The 16,313-nt window shown below is 72.3% G+C and carries 18 protein-coding genes; 13 read left to right on the top strand and 5 right to left on the bottom strand.

From position 1 onward, the window contains the following. The first annotated feature begins 84 nt into the window (after positions 1–84). A complete protein-coding gene (locus ACFYPH_RS23595; RefSeq protein ID WP_355068839.1) occupies positions 85–1,455 on the top strand; it encodes a glycosyl hydrolase family 18 protein in 1,371 nt (456 codons plus the stop codon). Between the two features lie 41 nt (positions 1,456–1,496). On the opposite strand, the gene ACFYPH_RS23590 is transcribed toward ACFYPH_RS23595, so the two are convergent. Further along, positions 1,497–2,384, bottom strand: a complete 888-nt coding sequence (locus ACFYPH_RS23590; protein ID WP_387184589.1) for a winged helix-turn-helix transcriptional regulator — start codon at positions 2,382–2,384, stop codon at positions 1,497–1,499. Positions 2,385–2,530: 146 nt separating this feature from the next. Here ACFYPH_RS23590 and ACFYPH_RS23585 point away from each other — a divergent pair, with 146 nt between their 5' ends. Further along, the gene (locus ACFYPH_RS23585) at positions 2,531–3,799 is read left to right on the top strand and encodes an MFS transporter (RefSeq protein ID WP_355068835.1); all 1,269 of its coding nucleotides are present in this window, start codon (positions 2,531–2,533) and stop codon (positions 3,797–3,799) included. Here ACFYPH_RS23585 and ACFYPH_RS23580 read toward each other — a convergent pair. Beyond that, positions 3,783–4,064, bottom strand: coding sequence for a hypothetical protein (locus tag ACFYPH_RS23580; protein WP_387184587.1), 282 nt, complete (start codon positions 4,062–4,064; stop codon positions 3,783–3,785). The genes ACFYPH_RS23585 and ACFYPH_RS23580 overlap by 17 nt on opposite strands. A gap of 50 nt (positions 4,065–4,114) precedes the next feature. Between ACFYPH_RS23580 and ACFYPH_RS23575 the strand changes: the two genes are divergently transcribed. Both ACFYPH_RS23575 and ACFYPH_RS23570 read left to right on the top strand, forming a co-directional pair. Beyond that, positions 4,115–4,342 (top strand): hypothetical protein, encoded by a 228-nt coding sequence (locus ACFYPH_RS23575; protein ID WP_355068830.1) that lies wholly within the window; start codon positions 4,115–4,117, stop codon positions 4,340–4,342. A gap of 59 nt (positions 4,343–4,401) precedes the next feature. Continuing rightward, complete coding sequence (locus ACFYPH_RS23570; protein WP_354862081.1) at positions 4,402–5,328, top strand: 5'-3' exonuclease; 927 nt, start codon at positions 4,402–4,404, stop codon at positions 5,326–5,328. A gap of 82 nt (positions 5,329–5,410) precedes the next feature. Here the strand turns inward: ACFYPH_RS23570 and ACFYPH_RS23565 are convergent, their stop codons facing one another. Then, entirely contained in the window at positions 5,411–6,127 is a 717-nt protein-coding gene (locus ACFYPH_RS23565; protein WP_354862079.1) for an isocitrate lyase/phosphoenolpyruvate mutase family protein, read from the bottom strand. 190 nt (positions 6,128–6,317) lie between these two features. Here ACFYPH_RS23565 and ACFYPH_RS23560 point away from each other — a divergent pair, with 190 nt between their 5' ends. Genes ACFYPH_RS23560 through ACFYPH_RS23550 form a run of 3 tightly spaced genes read left to right on the top strand, consistent with a single transcriptional unit; the run spans position 6,318 to position 7,568 of the window. Beyond that, positions 6,318–6,776, top strand: coding sequence for an SRPBCC domain-containing protein (locus ACFYPH_RS23560; protein ID WP_363942140.1), 459 nt, complete (start codon positions 6,318–6,320; stop codon positions 6,774–6,776). After that, complete coding sequence (locus ACFYPH_RS23555) at positions 6,773–7,123, top strand: ArsR/SmtB family transcription factor (protein ID WP_387184582.1); 351 nt, start codon at positions 6,773–6,775, stop codon at positions 7,121–7,123. The genes ACFYPH_RS23560 and ACFYPH_RS23555 overlap by 4 nt, the downstream gene beginning before the upstream one ends. Position 7,124: 1 nt before the next feature. Continuing rightward, positions 7,125–7,568 carry an SRPBCC domain-containing protein gene (locus tag ACFYPH_RS23550; RefSeq protein ID WP_363942142.1) on the top strand — a complete coding sequence of 148 codons (444 nt, stop codon included), beginning with the start codon at positions 7,125–7,127 and terminating at the stop codon, positions 7,566–7,568. A gap of 9 nt (positions 7,569–7,577) precedes the next feature. Here ACFYPH_RS23550 and ACFYPH_RS23545 read toward each other — a convergent pair whose 3' ends face one another. Next, positions 7,578–7,868 (bottom strand): GNAT family N-acetyltransferase, encoded by a 291-nt coding sequence (locus tag ACFYPH_RS23545; protein WP_354862072.1) that lies wholly within the window; start codon positions 7,866–7,868, stop codon positions 7,578–7,580. A gap of 97 nt (positions 7,869–7,965) precedes the next feature. Next, on the bottom strand, positions 7,966–8,235 hold the full coding sequence (locus ACFYPH_RS23540) for a GlsB/YeaQ/YmgE family stress response membrane protein (RefSeq protein ID WP_354862070.1): 270 nt from the start codon (positions 8,233–8,235) through the stop codon (positions 7,966–7,968). Positions 8,236–8,541: 306 nt separating this feature from the next. Between ACFYPH_RS23540 and ACFYPH_RS23535 the strand changes: the two genes are divergently transcribed. The 6 genes from ACFYPH_RS23535 to ACFYPH_RS23510 all read left to right on the top strand — a co-directional run bounded on the left by ACFYPH_RS23535 (position 8,542) and on the right by ACFYPH_RS23510 (position 16,287). Next, complete coding sequence (locus ACFYPH_RS23535; protein ID WP_354862068.1) at positions 8,542–9,291, top strand: DUF1223 domain-containing protein; 750 nt, start codon at positions 8,542–8,544, stop codon at positions 9,289–9,291. A gap of 88 nt (positions 9,292–9,379) precedes the next feature. Next, positions 9,380–9,763: an MmcQ/YjbR family DNA-binding protein gene (locus ACFYPH_RS23530; RefSeq protein WP_387184577.1), complete on the top strand. Its 384-nt coding sequence runs from the start codon at positions 9,380–9,382 to the stop codon at positions 9,761–9,763. A 188-nt stretch (positions 9,764–9,951) separates the two neighbouring features. Next, positions 9,952–12,867, top strand: coding sequence for a glycosyl hydrolase (locus ACFYPH_RS23525; protein ID WP_387184574.1), 2,916 nt, complete (start codon positions 9,952–9,954; stop codon positions 12,865–12,867). An 86-nt stretch (positions 12,868–12,953) separates the two neighbouring features. Continuing rightward, a complete protein-coding gene (locus ACFYPH_RS23520; RefSeq protein ID WP_387184571.1) occupies positions 12,954–13,904 on the top strand; it encodes a hypothetical protein in 951 nt (316 codons plus the stop codon). Between the two features lie 369 nt (positions 13,905–14,273). Beyond that, positions 14,274–15,566, top strand: coding sequence for a cytochrome P450 (locus ACFYPH_RS23515; RefSeq protein WP_387184568.1), 1,293 nt, complete (start codon positions 14,274–14,276; stop codon positions 15,564–15,566). A 241-nt stretch (positions 15,567–15,807) separates the two neighbouring features. After that, entirely contained in the window at positions 15,808–16,287 is a 480-nt protein-coding gene (locus ACFYPH_RS23510) for a helix-turn-helix transcriptional regulator (RefSeq protein ID WP_354862059.1), read from the top strand. The last annotated feature ends 26 nt before the right edge of the window (positions 16,288–16,313 follow it).

The following is a 16,313-nucleotide window of genomic DNA, read 5'->3' as shown; positions in this document are numbered from 1 at the left end:
CCACCCGTTTCTGCGTACCGCATTTCCCGCCCGCGACAACCCTGCGCGGGCGGGCGTCGTCCCCCGCCCACGGGAAGGCCCCCGATGTCCTCACCACTGCGCCGCGCCCGCACCGCCGGCCTGCTCGCCCTGGCCACCGCCGCCGCCACCGTCACCCTCGTCCCCACCGCCGCGCAGGCCGTGGTGCTGCCGAACAACTTCAAGAGCGTCGGCTACATGCCCTCGTGGGCTGGCAACGTCAACACCATCCAGTACAACAAGCTCACCCACATCAACTACGCGTTCGTGCTGCCCAACAACGACGGCAGCCTGCGCGCCGTGGAGAACCCGAGCAAACTCTCCTCGCTGGTCTCCCAAGCGCACGCCAACAACGTCAAGGTCTCGATCGCCGTCGGCGGCTGGAACGACGGCAACGACTCGGCCTTCGAGGCCCTCGCGGCCAACTCCGGCAGCCGGACCGCCTTCGTCAACAACCTGGTCAACTTCGTCAACCAGTACAACCTCGACGGCGTCGACATCGACTGGGAGTATCCGGACCCGGGCGCCTCGGCGAACAACTACAGCCAGCTCATGACGCAGCTCGGCAGCGCCATGCACAGCCGCGGCAAGCTGCTCACCGCGGCCGTCGTCTCCGAGGGCTACTACCTCGACGGCGTGCCGACGGCCGTGTTCGGCCAGGTCGACTGGCTCAACATCATGGCGTACGACGGCGGCAGCCCGCACTCCAACTACGACTGGTCGATCAACAGCATCAACCTGTGGAAGTCCCGCGGCCTGCCGGCCAGCAAGGCCGTCCTCGGCATCCCGTTCTACAGCCGCCCCGGCTACTACACGTACTCGGCGCTCGTCGCCCTGGACCCGGCCAACGCCAACCGGGACTGCACCACGGCCGGCGGCGCGCAGCAGTGCTACAACGGCGTCCCGACCGTCAAGCGCAAGACGCAGTGGGCGCTGACCAACGCCGGCGGCGTCATGAACTGGGAGCTGTCGCAGGACACCACCGGCTCCACCTCGCTGGTCAGCGCCATGTACGACACCATCATGGGCGGCACCACCCCGCCGCCGTCCGGTCGTACCGGCCAGATCACCGGCCTCGGCGGCAAGTGCGTCGACGTGGCGTCCGCGAGCACCGCCAACGGCACCGCCATCCAGCTCTGGGGCTGCAACGGCACCAACGCGCAGACCTGGACCGTCGCCAGCGACGGCACGCTGCGCGCCCTCGGCAAGTGCGCCGACATCACCAGCGGCTCCACCGCCAACGGCGCCAAGGTGCAGCTGTACGACTGCAACGGCAGCGGCGCCCAGGTCTGGCAGGCGCAGTCCAACGGCACGCTGCGCAACCCGCAGTCCAACAAGTGCCTGGACGTCACCGACAACAGCTCGGCCGACGGCGCCCGGTTGCAGATCTGGGACTGCTTCGCCGGCGCCAACCAGCGCTGGACGCTTCCGGCCTGAACCTGAACCTGACGCTGCGATCCCCGGTCGACGCCCCCGCGTCAGCCGGGGATCGTCGCGTGGTCGCGGGCCAGCACCAGCATCTCGTCGACCGATCCGGCCGGGTCGGTGACCGGGAACTGCACCGCCCGCACCACCGACGTCGGGTCGACGAGCATCGTCAGTCGCTTGAACCGGGTCACCCCGCCGGCGGAGAAGACCGGCAGCAGCAGCCCCGCGGCGAGCCGACCGTCCTGATCGGACAGCAACGGAAACGGCAGCCCCGCGTACGCGGCGAACTCGGCGAGCTGGTCCGGCCGCTGGGTGCTGATCCCGCACACGCGTACCCCGGCCGCCTCGAAGGCCGGGTGCCGGTCGGCGTACGTGGTCGATTCGAGGGTGCAGCCCCGGGCGCCGGGGATCTCCGCCCAGCCCGGCGGGTAGCCGTGCGTCCCCGGCGCGTACGCCCCGGGGAAGAGGTAGTGGACGCTCCAGACGTCCGGCGCAGTCAACGCGACCGGCCGGCCGTCGGCGCCGGGCAGGGCGACCTCCGGCAGCCGTCGGCCCACCAGCGCGTGTGCCCGCCGGGCCTCGGCCGAGGCGTCGTCGGCGGTCGCGGTCAGCTCTCCGTCACCCATCAGGTGCCTCGTTCCCCAGTCCTGCAGGGCGATCAACACCGGCAGCAGGCCCTCGCCCTTCGTGGTCAGTAGATAGTCGTGCCGGGGCGGGTGCGCCGAGTACGGGCGGCGTTCCAGCACGCCGTGCTCGACCAGGGCGGCGAGGCGTTCGGTAAGCGCCCGCCGACTGACGCCCAGTTCGCGCTGTAGCGCGTCGAAGCGGGTCGTGCCGCCGGCGACGTCGCGCACGATGAGGAACGTCCACCAGTCCCCCAGCACGCCGAGCGCCTGCGCGATGCCGCAGTCCGCGTCCGCGAGATCCTCTCGTCGCACCCGCTTCCTCCCTCCGCCCGACACGACTATAGTCCGTTCCAGATTGGAACGGACAATCCCCGGCACGCGCCGCCAACGGCACGCAGCGCCAACGGCAACGCACTGACACCGGGAACGCATCGGCGCGACGGACGGGGGCCGACGACATGCACGTCGACGAACGAGCCGGTGTGTTCTGGCGCTGGTGGACCGCCGGCACGACCAGTCTGGTCGGGTCGGCGGTCGGCGCGGTGGCCCTGCCGCTGACCGCGCTCACCGTCCTGGACGCCTCCGCGTGGCAGATGGGTCTGATCGCCGCGGCCAGCTACGTCGCCTGGATCGTGATCGGCCTGCCCGCCGGTGTGATCGTGCAGCGCCTGCCGCTGCGCGGCACCCAGGTCGGCGCGGACCTGGCCCGCGCCCTCGCCGTCGCGTCGATCCCGCTGGCCTGGTGGTGGGGGCAGCTCACCGTGACCCACCTGGTGGTCACCGCGCTCGTCGTCAGCTTCGCCAACGTGGTGTTCGACGTGGCCAACTCGACCTTCCTGCCCAGCATCGTCGAGCGCGAGCAGTTGCAGTCGCGCAACAGCCTCACCTCGGCCACCCACGCCGCGACCCTGCTCAGCGGCCCATCGCTCGGTGGGCTCGCCGTGCAGGCGCTCGGCGCGGTGCCCACCCTGCTCGTCGACTCGGCCAGCTACCTCGTCTCGGCGGCTCTGCTGCGTACCCTGCCCGCGCGCCGCGTCGACGCGCCCGAGCAGTGGCCGCCGGTCGGTGAGCTGATCCGCGAGGGCTGGCGCTACGTCGCGTACCACCCGGTCATGGGCCCGTGCATGTGGGCCGCGACGGCCATGAACTTCGTCTGCGGCGCGCAGTTCGCGCTGCACCCGCTCTACCTGGTCCGCGACCTGCACGCGCCGGCCGGCCTGGTCGGCGTCCTGCTCGCCGTCGAGGGTGTCGGCGCGCTGGTCGGGGCTGCCCTCACCACGTGGATCACCACCCGGCTCGGCAGCGCCCGCGCGCTGGTCGCCGCCGGGTTCACGACGGTCGCCGGAGCGTTCCTGATCCCCGGGGGCACCGGTTGGCCGGCTTACGTCGCCTTCGCCGCCGGCAGCATCGTCTTCTCTCTCGGCACGGTCGTGCTCAGCGTGACCACCCGGACGTACCGGCAGATCGCCAGCCCACCCGAACTCCTCTCCCGGGTGATGGCGACCGTGCGGTTCGTCTCCTGGGGCGCCATCCCGGTCGGCGGGCTGGTCGCCGGCGGGCTCGCCGGCCCGCTCGGCGCCCGCGCCACCCTGTTCGTCTTCGCGGCGACCCTGATCTGCGCGCCCCTGGTGCTGCTGCTCTCCCCCGTCCGGCGCCTGCGCGACCTCACCGACCACGACCGCGACCGCGACCAGGGCCGGCGTCCGGCCGTCACCATTGGTCGGTGACCGCCGCACCCGACCACAGGCCGTCGGCCACCCGGCGAGCCCGGGTCGCGTCGCTGAGCACATCGACGCTGTGCACGTACTGGTCGACCGCGCCCAGCAGCGGTCGGTCGCGCAGCGTCGGGTCGGTCACCGCTGCGCGTAGTGCGGCGGCGACGCGCTCGGCACGCAGCACCAGGAACGGCCGGAAACGCCACCCCGGCAGTCTGCGCCGTTCCAGGGCCTGCCCGCACTGTGGTTTTCCGGGTAGGATCGGGGCGGGGGCCATAGCCTGGGATCGGGACGCCCGCATGGGTGGCACCGACCGGGAGGGCCGACGTGGCAGCGAACGACGCGAACCGGGCGGCGACCCGCCGTCGCTGGCAACTGTGGGCCGGGGTCCTCGCGCTCGTCGGCCTGGTCCTGCTGGTCATCGGGCTCACCGTGGCCGACGGCGTCGCCGCCTGGGTCGAGGTGCTGGTCGCGATCCTGCTGCTGGTGACCAGCTACGTCGTGCAGCACCTCGCCCGCCGCGACACCGTCTACCGGCACGACGAGCAGCGCTGACGCCGCCGGGCGGCCGGGCGTACCGCTGATCGTCGCAGGGCTGTGCCAGGCTGTCGGGCGTGGCACACCGATCCCCGATCCTGCTGATCGACGCACCCAGCCTCTACTTCCGGGCCTACTTCGGCATCCCGGAGTCCGCCGCGCGCGCCGAGGACGGCACGCCCGTCAACGCGGTGCGCGGCTTCCTCGACATGCTCGCCACGCTCATCCGGGGTCGGGGCGCCGACCGGATGGTGTGCGCTCTGGACTACGACTGGCGGCCGGCGTGGCGGGTCGAGCTGCTGCCGTCGTACAAGGCGCACCGGGTGGCCCCGCAGGGCGGTGAGGTCGTGCCTGACACGCTCTCCCCGCAGGTGCCGATGATCCTGGAGGTCCTCGACGCGGTCGGCATCACCGCCGTCGGCGCGACCGGTTACGAGGCCGACGACGTGCTCGGCACGCTGTCGGTGACCCAGCCGGGCCCGGTCGAGGTGGTCTCCGGCGACCGGGACCTGTTCCAGCTCATCGACGACTCCCGGGACGTGCGGCTGCTCTACGTCGGGCGCGGCGTGGCCAAGCTCGACGACTGCGACGACGCGGCGGTGCGCGCCCGCTACGGGGTGCCCGCCGACCGGTACGCCGACTTCGCCGCCCTGCGCGGCGACCCCAGCGACGGACTGCCCGGGGTGCCGGGCGTCGGCGAGAAGACCGCCGCGCGACTGATCGAGCGGTACGGCAGCATCGACGGCATCCTGGCCGCGCTGGACGACTCCGACTCGTCCTTCGCGCCGGGCCTGCGCACCAAGCTGGCTGCCGCCCGCGACTACCTGGCCGTCGCGCCGACGGTGGTCCGGGTCGCCCTGGACGTGGCCCTGCCGGAGCTGCCCACCGCGCTGCCGACCGCCCCCGCCGACCCGGAGCGGCTGCTCGAGCTGGCCGGCCGGTGGAACCTGGCCGGCTCCGCCCGCCGCCTCGTGGACGCCCTGGCCGCCCGCGCCGACGCCTGACCGGGCGGCGCCCTTCACCGAGGCGCGCCGCCCGCACCCGCGGCACCGGCCGCCGCTGAGGACGCGCCGGTCGGCCGGTGCCTCACGCGCGCAGGTTGGCCGCCAGGTCACCGATCGCGGCCATCGCGTAGCGCTGCATTCCCGGGCCGAACGTGATGCGCGTGGCGCCGTGTCGGGCCAGCTCGGTCACGGACTCCCGGTTCGGCGCGGCGGCCATGTTGATCGGGCCGGTGATGCCCTCGCGCAGCACCGCAAGGACCTCAATCGGCGCCCGCAGCGGGTACACGCAGTCGACGCCCGCCGCCACGTACAGCTTCGCGCGGGCGACGGCGTCGGCCGGGTCACCCGAGCCGAACAGGAACGTGTCGACGCGCGCGTTGATGACGAGCGCGTCGCCTGCCGCCGCCCGCACCTCGGCCAGCCAGTCCGCGTGCCGCTGCGGATCCTTGAGCGTGGCGTGCCCCTCGGAGTCCTCCAGGTTGCAGCCGACGACACCCGCCTCCAGCAGCCGCTCGACCAGCTCGGCGGGGGCGAGCCCGTAGCCGTCCTCCACGTCCGCGGACACCGGAACGGAGACGGCCCGCACGACCCTCGCCACCGCGGCGAACATCTCGGCGGGCGGGGTGGCGCCGTCCTCGTAGCCGAGGGAGGCGGCGACCCCGGCGCTCGGCGTGGCGAGCGCTTCGAAGCCGGCGTCGGCGAACACCCGGGCGCTGCCCGCGTCCCAGGCATTCGGCAGGACGAGCGGGTCGCCGGCGGGGCGGTCGTGGTGCAGGGCACGGAAGGTGGCGGCTGTCATCGTTCAGGTCTCCCGACGGGATGTGGAGGGACGATGGCGAGGGCAGGGCGACTGCCCACCATGGACCGTACCGTCATCGCCCGTTCCAGGCGTCGTGCCGCACCCGGGGCCAATACGCAACCATCGGTTGCGCGAGGCGCGTGTGCCGCGGTAACCTGACGCAACCAAAGGTTGCGAAAGGGTGGTACGCATGGAGTACGGAGTCATCGAACGCGACATCGACGTGGACGCCTCGCCGGAGGTGGTCTTCGAGGTGATCAGCCAACCCGAGCACGTGCGGGAGTGGTGGCCCGACGACGCCCGGTTCGAACCGGTCGAGGGCGCTCCCGGCGAGTTGGTGTGGCGCGACGCGCAGACCGGCGAGACGACGACCGTCGACCTCGCCGTCGTGGACGTCGACCCGCCGAAGCGGTTCTCCTTCCGGTGGTCCTTCACCGAGCCCGACCGGGGCGGGCAGTCGCTGCTGGTCACCTTCGACCTCGTCCCGATCGCGACGGGGACCCGCGTCCGCATGACGGAGACCGGTTTTCGCGAGATGGGCTGGGAGATCGCCCTGCTCGAGAAGCAGTACCAGGACCACGTCAGCGGGTGGAACCACTACATCCCCGCGCTCGGCACGTACGTCGCACGGCTGGTCGCCACGTCATGAGCACGGCCGTCGACGACGCCCTGTGGTCGGCGATCGGGGACCCGATCCGGCGCACCATGATCGACCTGTTGCTCACCGGCGGGCCCGGCACCGCCACGTCGCTGAGCGAGCGACTGCCCGTCACCCGCCAGGCCGTCTCGAAGCACCTGGCCGTCCTGGACCGGGTCGGCCTGATCCACTCGGCGCCGGCCGGTCGTGAGCGTCACTACCAGGTCGACGAGGCGCAGCTCGCGCGTGCGGTCGCCCAACTGACCGCCGTCGGCACCGCCTGGGATGCCCGACTCCGCCGGATCAAGCGGATCGCCGAGACGATCGAACGTCACCGTTCCGACAACCAGGGAGAATGAGATGGTCGACATCCTGCACCGGGTCGGCGTCGTCGCCCCGCTCGACGACGTCTACCGCGCGGTGGCCACCCCGGAGGGCCTCGCCGCCTGGTGGACGACCGACACGGTCGGCAAGAGCGAGGTCGGCGGGCAGTTGGCCTTCCGGTTCGGCGACGCCGGGGGCTTCGACATGGAGGTCCTGGAGCTGGACCCCACCGGCCACGTCCGCTGGCGGGTCACCGACGGCCCCGAGGAATGGGTCGGCACCGAGATCGACTGGCGCCTCGACCAGCGGGGCGACTACACCGTCGTCCTGTTCAGCCACGAGGGCTGGCGCGAGCCGGTCGAGTTCATGCACCACTGCAGCACCAAGTGGGCGACGTTCCTGATGAGCCTCAAGGAGCTGGTGGAGACCGGGCGGGGCAGGCCGGCGCCGGACGACGTCCAGATCAGCGACTGGCACTGAGCCCGGCCGCTACTTCACCTTCCGGGTGGACCGCACCACGATGTCCTCGTACTCCGGGTGCTTGACCAGCCACTCGGCGAGGAACGGGCAGATCGGCACCACGGTGCGCCCCCTGGCCCGCGCGTCGTCCATGACCGCGCGGGCCAGGGTCGACCCGACGCCCCGGCCCTCGTACGCCGGATCGACCTCGGTGTGGGTGTAGGCGATGATGGCGCCGGTCAGCTGGTAGGTGACCACCCCGGCGACCGCGCCCGTCTCGTCGCGCGCCTCGAACCGCTCCCGCGCGGGCACGTCTGTCACGGTGAACTCCACCGAATCATCCAAGCACAGCGCCCGTGGCGACAGGTCGTCGCCACGGGCGCGTGAGGGCCGGCGGGCCCGGCGAGGGAGCGGGGCGTCAGGGGCGTCGGCGGCCCAACACAGCGGCGGCGCCGGCCACACCGATCGCGGCGAACACGACCTGCAGCAGCAGTTCGATCCAGTCGATGCCGGCGGTCTCGTCCACGCCGAGCCCACCGGCCACGAGGGTGCCGAGGATCGCGGCGAGCACGCCGATCGCCAGGGTGAGCACGATCGAGATGTTCTGCTTGCCGGGCACCACGAGCCGCCCGAGGGCGCCGATGACCAGGCCGATGATGATTGCGGTGAAGAAGCCCTGGATTTCCACGGGGGCCGTCCCTTCCGGAGAATTTTTCGTCAGCGACGCTCTGGTGCCCCGGCTCGGGCACCGTCGAAACCCGTGATCGGCGTGCCGGCCAATTTGTCACGCGATTGTCATGAGCGGGCCGGTATGCCGACGCGCGGCTGGTCCCGGTCGGAAGTGGCGTCTCCGGGCGCAACGGCGGATCCGGGGTTGGACAGGCACGGACGGGCACTGGACGCCCCCATCCCCCCTCGCGGCCTCGCTGACCAGGCGTTGTCGGTGCGGTAACGGGAATCGCAGAGCCGCCAGCAGGCTCTGGGAGGAGACGCCATGACCACGCCATCGCCGCACGGATCGGACGCCGCCGGTCAGCCGGAACGGCCGACGGAGGGCGGCGGCGTCGCCGTCGTGGAACTGTTCACCTCCCAGGGCTGCAACAGCTGCCCTCCTGCCGAGGAGCTGCTGACCGCGATCGAGCACGACTCCCGGGCGCGGCGCGAGCCCGTCTTCGCCCTCGGTTTCCACGTCGACTACTGGGACGATCTGGGCTGGCCCGACCAGTTCGCGGACGCGGCGTACACGGCACGGCAGGAGGCGTACGCCCGGGGCTTCGGCTCGGGGCGTCTCTACACCCCACAGATGATCGTCAACGGCACCGTGGAGTTCGTCGGCTCCGACCGTGGCCGGGCGGCGAGGGCCGTCGCGTCCGCCCTGATGTCGCCCGCCGCCGCGCCCCTCACCCTGTCCGTTCCGGAGGTCGCCGACGGCGGGCAGCGGATGGTGCTGGGCTACCGCGCGCAGCGGCTGTCGCAGCCCGCCGTGGTGAACGTGGCGCTCGTGCAACGCGGCCTGCGCAGCGAGATCGCCCGCGGAGAGAACGCCGGCCGGACGCTGCGGCAGGACAACGTGGTGCGCGCCTTCGCGTCGGTGCCCCTGGACGCCGAGCAGGGACAGGTGGAGCTGGTCACGCCGCCGGATCTCGACCCCGGCCAGTCCACGGTGATCGGCTACGTCCAGCGCGAGGGCGACCGGGCGGTCGTCGGCGCCACGGCCGTCGACCTGTCCGCCGCGGCCGGCTGACGCCGCCGGTGGGCGGCCCGCCCGCCACCTGTCGGTCCCGGTGCGTAATCTCGGCGCATGCGGATGGCATGCGCGGTGCGGGGTCTCGGTGGCTGACGCCGACGACGTACGCCGCCTGGCCCTGGCCCTGCCCCACACGGTCGAGATCGAGAGCGAGGGCTTCGACTTCCGGGTGGCCGACAAGGGTTTCGTCTGGTCCTATCCCGAGCGCAGGCCGGGCAAGCCGCGGGTGATCCGGCGCGACATCGCGGTGCTGTTCGTCGGGGACGAGGCCGAGAAGCAGGCTCTCCTGCTCGGCGAGCCCGAGGTCTTCTTCACCACGTCCGGGTACGACGGCCTGCCGCTGGTGATGCTGCGCCTGGCGGCGGTCGACGCCGAGCGCCTGAGCGAGCTCGTGACCGACGCGTGGCGGATGCGCGCGCCGGACGCGCTGCACGCCGACCTGGACGGGCTCGGCGTGGCGGACAGCTAGCCACCGCGGCGCGGTGGGCGATCAGTTTGCGACATCAGCACGCAACCGGACTGACACATTGACGGGGATCTCCGGGGTCGATTACCGTGCCGGCTGAGAGAGCGCTCTCTCGATCGACGTTTTCCACAATTCAGACGCTACGCGCCCGGGTCGGCACGGTCCGTACCGGGACGCGCGATGGAGGCACCATGAAACCTCCCGTCCCCCACCGCCGCTGGGCCCTGGCAGCCGCCACCGCCCTGGCCCTGGTCGTCGGTGGCCTCACGATTCCCGTCACCCGCGCCGCCGAGGCCGCGCCCGTGGGCGCCGGCAGCTACACCACCACCCCCGTCGGCGCGCTCCCCACCGGCTGCGGCGCGATGTCCAGCAACCCCCGGCAGTTCGCCACCGCCAACGCCCCCGCCGGTGCCGTACCCACCAACGACTGGTGGTCCTCGCTGCTGTGGAAGCGCACCGACTGCGCCTTCAGCGAGCCCCTGCACGCCCACCCGACCTCCTACGACACGTTCACCGACGGCCTCGGCTTCTCCGCCAACTCCACACCCGCCATCAGCGGCACGGCCACCGGCGTCGGTGAGTACCACTACCCGTACGTGCAGGACATCCGCGTCGGCGTGGCCGGGCTCGCCGCGCCCCAGGTGAAGGTGGACGGCTGGACCGACTGGACGGTCAGCCCCTACTGGAGCGACGGCACCCGCACCCTGCGCGCCACCATCGGCCACGGCCTTCCGTTCGCGTACTTCCAGGCCAGCGGCGGCGACGCGGTGATCGGCACGTCCGGCACCCCCGACGTCTGGTCCGCCAACGGCGCCACCATCGGCTTCCGGGTCAACGGCCACGACTACGTGGCGTACGCCCCCAGCGGCGCGACCTGGACCGTCAGCGGTGGCCGCATCTCCTCCACCCTCGCGGGTCGCGGCTACTTCTCGGTGGCCCTGCTGCCCCCGACGGCGAACGCCACCGAACGCGCCGACCTGGCCACCACCTACGGCCGGTACGCGCACGCCCACGTCACCGGCACCCGCGTCTCCTACGCCTACGACCCGTCGACCAACGGCCTGAGCACGACGTACGCGTTCACCACCACCGCCCGGGAGGGCACCGCCACGCAGACCGTGGTCAGCCTCTACCCGCACCAGTGGAAGTCGCTCGCCGGCTCGACGCCGATCACGCCGACCTACCCGTCGGCGCGCGGCCGGATGAAGGTCCTCACCGGCGTCAACCAGTTCCGGACCGCCATGGCGTTCCAGGGAGTCCTGCCCGAACTGCCGGCCGTCGGCGACGGCAGCGGCGCGGACCTGACCACGCTCACCGGCCACCTGGCCGCCGCCCGCGGCAACCCGATGGACCAGCGGGGCAACGACACGTACTGGACCGGCAAGGGGCTCGGCCGGGCCGCCCGGCTCGCCGAGGTCGCCGACCTGGTCAACGACACGGCCACCCGCGACAGCGCGCTGAACGCGATCCGCAGCACCCTCACCGACTGGTTCACCGCGTCCAGCGGCAAGACCCAGCGGCTCTTCTACTACGACGCCAACTGGGGCACCCTGATCGGCTACCCGGCGTCGTACGGCTCCGACCAGGAACTCAACGACCACCACTTCCACTACGGCTACTTCATCGCCGCCGCCGCGACACTGGCCAAGTTCGACCCGTCCTGGGCCGCGACCAGCCGCTACGGCGGCATGGTGGACCTGCTGATCCGCGACGCCAACAACTACCGCCGCGACGACACCCGTTTTCCCTACCTGCGCGACTTCGACATCTACGCCGGCCACGACTGGGCGTCCGGGCACGGCTCGTTCGGCTCCGGCAACAACCAGGAGTCGTCCTCGGAAGGGATGAACTTCGCCAACGCCCTCATCCAGTGGGGTCAGGTCACCGGCGACACCGCCGTGCGTGACGCCGGCATCTTCCTCTACACGACGCAGGCCGCCGCCATCCAGGAGTACTGGTTCGACGCGAGCGACCAGAACTTCCCCGCCGCCTTCGGGCACTCGACGGTCGGCATGGTCTGGGGCGACGGCGGCGCGTACGCCACCTGGTTCAGCGCCGACCCGGAGATGATCCAGGGCATCAACCTGCTGCCGGTCACCGGCGGGCACCTCTACCTCGGCAACAACCCGGCGTACGTGCGCACCAACTACGCCGAGCTGGTCCGCAACAACGGCGGCCCGCCGACGGTGTGGCAGGACATCCTCTGGCAGTTCCAGGCCCTCGGCGACCCCGACGCGGCCCTGGCGAACCTGCGCGCCAACCCGGGCTACACCCCCGAGGAGGGGGAGAGCCGGGCGCACACCTTCCACTGGATCCGCAACCTGGCGGCACTGGGCACCGTCGACACGACGGTCACCGCCAACCACCCGCTGAGCGCGGTCTTCTCCCGCAACGGGGCACGCACCTACGTGGCGTCGAACCCGACGGCGAACCCGATCACCGTCACGTTCTCCACCGGCACCCGGCTCACCGTGGCCGCCGGTCGGACGGCCACCACCGGGGCGTACACCTGGAGCGGCGGCAACGCCTCCGGCGGGGTACCGCCGAGCACGACCCCACCGACCACCGCGCCGCCCACCACGGCGCCGCCGACGACCGCGCCGCCGACCACCGCGCCGCCGACCACGCCGCCACCGAGCTCGGGCTCGCCCACGCGGTACCTGCTCGCCGGTGGCGGGCTGGGCGCCGCCGGCAGCGCGGGCACGACCACGGTCGCGGCCGCCAACGGAAACCACGACGGTACGCCGACCAACCCGCAGGTCTTCACGGCGACCGGCCTCAACCTCGCCTACTCCGGGGCGCAGACCACGTTCGACCTGTTCCTGGACGCCGGCACGGCCGTCGGCAACGGGGTGCAGGTGCGCGTCTCCTACGACCTGACCGGAAACGGCAGCTGGGACCGGACGGAGACCTGGCGCTACTTCGCCACCGACCCGGTCCCCGGCTACGAGCACTACACCCAGAACGCCGGCCTGGCCTCGGCCACCGGCACGTTGGGCACGTTGAGCAACGGCACGGTACGGGTGGAGGTCTGGTCCGCCATCGGCAACAACCCCACCTCGCTGGGCATCGGCAACCAGTCGGTGCTGCGCCTTCCGTACTCCTGATCCGTCCACCCGCGCTCGCCGCCGGCCGCACCTCGGCCGGCGGCGAGCCTTCGCGGCGACTGGCGACCGGGTGCGAGGCTGGCGACATGTCGTCCGTACGCGAACCGCAGCCCTCCCCGCCGCGGGCCGGGACCGCGCGGTGGCGGCTGCGGTTGGTGGGGTGGCTCGGCCCGGCGGGTGCGGCCGTGGCCCTGAACCAGCTGGCCACCGTCCTCCCGCCGGTCGCCGTCGGCGCGGTGATCCTGGTGGTGGCGGTGGTGTACGGCCACAATCGACTCGACGAGCGCGCCCCGCTGGCCGAGGCGCTGCCCCGGATCCTGCTCTACGTCGCGGTCGCCGGTGTCGCGCTGGCCGTGACGACGCCGTCGTCGTGGGCCGGGCCGCTCACCCTGGTGGCGGTCGTGGCGATCGCCTGCGCCGCGCTGGTCGCCCGAGACCGGGCGACCGCCCTGACCTCGCTGGCGGGGATCAGCGTCTGCACCGCGGGCCTGTTCGTCGTCACCGACGCCGTCCACGTCGAGCGGGCCGGCGCCCGGTTCGTCGGGGTGACCCTGGGGACCTTCGCCGTGGTGTTGGGCCTCCTCGTCCTGTACGACCGCCGGCACCTCTTCGGCGCGGACAGCCCCGGCCTCGCGGTGCTGCGGGAGGCCCGCGTGTCGTGGTCCCGGGCCGGCGCGCTGGGCGTGCTCAGCGTTCCCGCCAGCGTGAGTCTGGCTCGCGAGGGATCCCTGGTGACCGCCGCCCTGGTCGCGGTGGCCGGCCTGTGCTGGCTGGGCGTGACGCTCGTCATCGTGTTCGCCGAGCGGCGCGACGCCCTCGCCGGGGCGCTGCTGGCGCTCAGCGGGGCGGCGGTCACCGTGCTGGGCCTGCTGGCGTTCCACGCCCGGGAGTACCCGGTCGGCATGATTGCCGCCACGGCGGGCGTGGCGATGGTGGGCGGCGGAATCTCGATGCTCGAATCGACGGGCGCGCTGGGGCGCCTGGGCGGTTGGCTGGCCCACCTGACCAAGCCGGCGGCTCAGCGCGCCGATGGCTGAGGGCCCTCCCCGGGTTGTGCCTGTCGCCGGGGCGTCACCTTCGTCCCTGCGGAGTCGTTGCCGGGAATGAGGATTTGCACAATCCGGCAATCCCATCGACCACCGTGGACGGCCGAGACGCGATCGGGCCTGCCGCCGAGGATGGAGCTGGCAAACACCGGGGTGCAAGGTGCAGCCGGCCAGGGCCGGAACGGTTCCGCGAGGAACAATTGTCACGCCATCAAATAGATAGCGACCAATCTTGACTTGTGCATCGAGCCGGCGCACCGTGAAGGGCGCGCGGCAGATGCGCACCATTGTCGGCCCGCCTTCGGCGACGTACGGAATGCGAGCGCCGCTGGTTTCGCGCGGTGCGTCAGGAGGCGTTCGATGCAGTTGAATCCGTTTTCCGGGGTCTATCTCACCGATCCCGCCAGCGCCTGGCGACGCATTCTCGACGATCCCGACCGGGTGCCCTACGCCGAGGATCTGGACCTGTGGCTGATCAGCCGGCACGCGGACGTCCGACACGCCCTCGCCGACGCCGCGACGTTCGGCAACGCCCTCACCCTCGCCCCGATCTACGAGGTCTGCCCGGAGGCGATGAGCGTCATCATGCAGATCGACGCGCCACCGACGACGGCCGCCGCCGACCCGCCCACGCACCCCCGCACCCGCCGCGCCCTGCGGGCCACCTTCGCCAACACCGCGGACCGGGCCGAGGCCGAGTACGGCGCGATCGTCCGTCGCCGCGTCGACGACCTGGTGTCCCGGCTCGTCGCCCGAGCGGGCCAGCGGGCGGATCTCGTCGGTGAGTTCACCACCGAACTTCCGCTGCTGGTCATCCTGGACATCCTCGGGGTGCCGGACGCCGACGTCGACCAGATCCGGCGGTGGGCGGACGGTCAGCTCGCCCTGATCTGGGGGCAGCCGGACCCGCAGGAGCAGGTACGCCTGGCCCGGGGTCTGCTGGAGTTCTGGCACTACTGCCAGGACCTGGTACGGCAGCGACTCGACAGTGGACACGACGGCGCCGACTTCATCAGCCGGGCGCTGGCCTACCGCGACGACGACGACGCGGTGCTGACGGTGACCGAGGTGGCGAGCCTCGCCTTCAACCTGCTGGTCGCCGGGCACGAGACGACCGCCGGCCTGCTCGCCCACGCACTCGACGAGGCCCTGTCCGACCGGCAGCGATGGCAGGCGCTCGTCGCCGACCCGCGATCCGTGCCCGACTTCGTGACCGAGACCCTCCGGTTCGCGCCCGCCATCGACGGTTGGCTGCGGGTGACGCGCCGCGACGTCACCCTGGGCGGGGTCACCATTCCGGCGGGCGCGCGCTGTCTGCTGATGATCGGGGCGGCGAACCGGGACCCCGTGGTCTTCGCCCACCCGGACCGGTTCGACCCACGCCGCCTCGACGCCGCCGACCACCTGTCGTTCGGCCATGGCCCGCATTTCTGCATCGGCGCCGCATTGGCGCGACTGGAGGCCGGCGTGACTCTCACCCGACTCGCCGCTGCCATTCCCGGCCTCCGACTGGCACCCGAGCACCGCCGGTCGTTCAAGCCCAATGTTTCATTTCGCGCGCACCACACACTCGTCGCGACAATCGATATTCTGGCGCCTGCCGACGACCCGACGGAAGCTCCGGCCACCGCCACCGAGGCACACGCCGTCTGACGACGAGGACACCGGCGGCGGTGACCTGCGGGCCGACCGACGCGGCCGGATCGGACCGACACGACACGCCCCGGCCGCGCGGCGCGTGGCCTCGCGCGCTCTTCGCGGCGATCCATCTCGGCGCATGTCTTCACACCCATCGCGTTCAGGGTTAAGAATTGCCCCCTATGAATGTTCAGCCCGCCGGCCAATCTCGATCTGACACCTGCTGCTGATTCGCGGGTGCCACGAAGGTGAGCGCATGGAGCACACGCCCCCGCCGAGCGCCGCTCACTCCGCGGCCAGCCAACAGTTCCGCTGGGAGCTGCGCAGCTGCCGGGTCCGACGGGGACTGACCCAGCGGGCCCTGGCGGACCTGGTGCGGTTCAGCCGGGAGACGGTCGCCGCGGTGGAGTCGGGCCGCCGCTTCGGCAGCCACGAGTTCGCGGTGCGCTGCGACGACGTGCTCGACACCGGCGGCCTGCTGGCCTCCCTGTGGCCGCAGGTCGCGGCCGAGCAGTTGGCGGCCGATGGCCGACGGGGCCCACGATCCCCGGAGCAGGCGCGACTCGATCCGCCCGTACCGCGCCAGCGGAGTCGGCGCGACGCGCGCGACCCGGGCGCCGTGGTGGACGCCATCGACGAGCTGCGCGAGCTGATCGGCCAGGTGCTCAGCAGCCAACCGGAAGCGGACGATCCCGGGCCGCGCCGCGCGCCCGAGCACCTCGACGACCAGCGCTGAGCGCGGGCGCCCCCGAACGACCGCCG

The sequence above is a fragment of the Micromonospora sp. NPDC005252 genome (assembly GCF_042872475.1).
Taxonomy (GTDB): domain Bacteria; phylum Actinomycetota; class Actinomycetes; order Mycobacteriales; family Micromonosporaceae; genus Micromonospora.
This window is presented reverse-complemented; position numbering and strand designations above follow the sequence as displayed.

Coding starts and splice junctions, on each gene's coding strand:
- ACFYPH_RS23595 (WP_355068839.1), top strand. CDS start 85: ATGTCCTCACCACTGCGCCGCGCCCGCACCGCCGGCCTGCTCGCCCTG.
- ACFYPH_RS23560 (WP_363942140.1), top strand. CDS start 6,318: ATGGAGTACGGAGTCATCGAACGCGACATCGACGTGGACGCCTCGCCG.
- ACFYPH_RS23510 (WP_354862059.1), top strand. CDS start 15,808: ATGGAGCACACGCCCCCGCCGAGCGCCGCTCACTCCGCGGCCAGCCAA.
- ACFYPH_RS23565 (WP_354862079.1), bottom strand. CDS start 6,127: ATGACAGCCGCCACCTTCCGTGCCCTGCACCACGACCGCCCCGCCGGC.
- ACFYPH_RS23525 (WP_387184574.1), top strand. CDS start 9,952: ATGAAACCTCCCGTCCCCCACCGCCGCTGGGCCCTGGCAGCCGCCACC.
- ACFYPH_RS23580 (WP_387184587.1), bottom strand. CDS start 4,064: ATGGCCCCCGCCCCGATCCTACCCGGAAAACCACAGTGCGGGCAGGCC.
- ACFYPH_RS23550 (WP_363942142.1), top strand. CDS start 7,125: ATGGTCGACATCCTGCACCGGGTCGGCGTCGTCGCCCCGCTCGACGAC.
- ACFYPH_RS23520 (WP_387184571.1), top strand. CDS start 12,954: ATGTCGTCCGTACGCGAACCGCAGCCCTCCCCGCCGCGGGCCGGGACC.
- ACFYPH_RS23535 (WP_354862068.1), top strand. CDS start 8,542: ATGACCACGCCATCGCCGCACGGATCGGACGCCGCCGGTCAGCCGGAA.
- ACFYPH_RS23555 (WP_387184582.1), top strand. CDS start 6,773: ATGAGCACGGCCGTCGACGACGCCCTGTGGTCGGCGATCGGGGACCCG.
- ACFYPH_RS23515 (WP_387184568.1), top strand. CDS start 14,274: ATGCAGTTGAATCCGTTTTCCGGGGTCTATCTCACCGATCCCGCCAGC.
- ACFYPH_RS23585 (WP_355068835.1), top strand. CDS start 2,531: ATGCACGTCGACGAACGAGCCGGTGTGTTCTGGCGCTGGTGGACCGCC.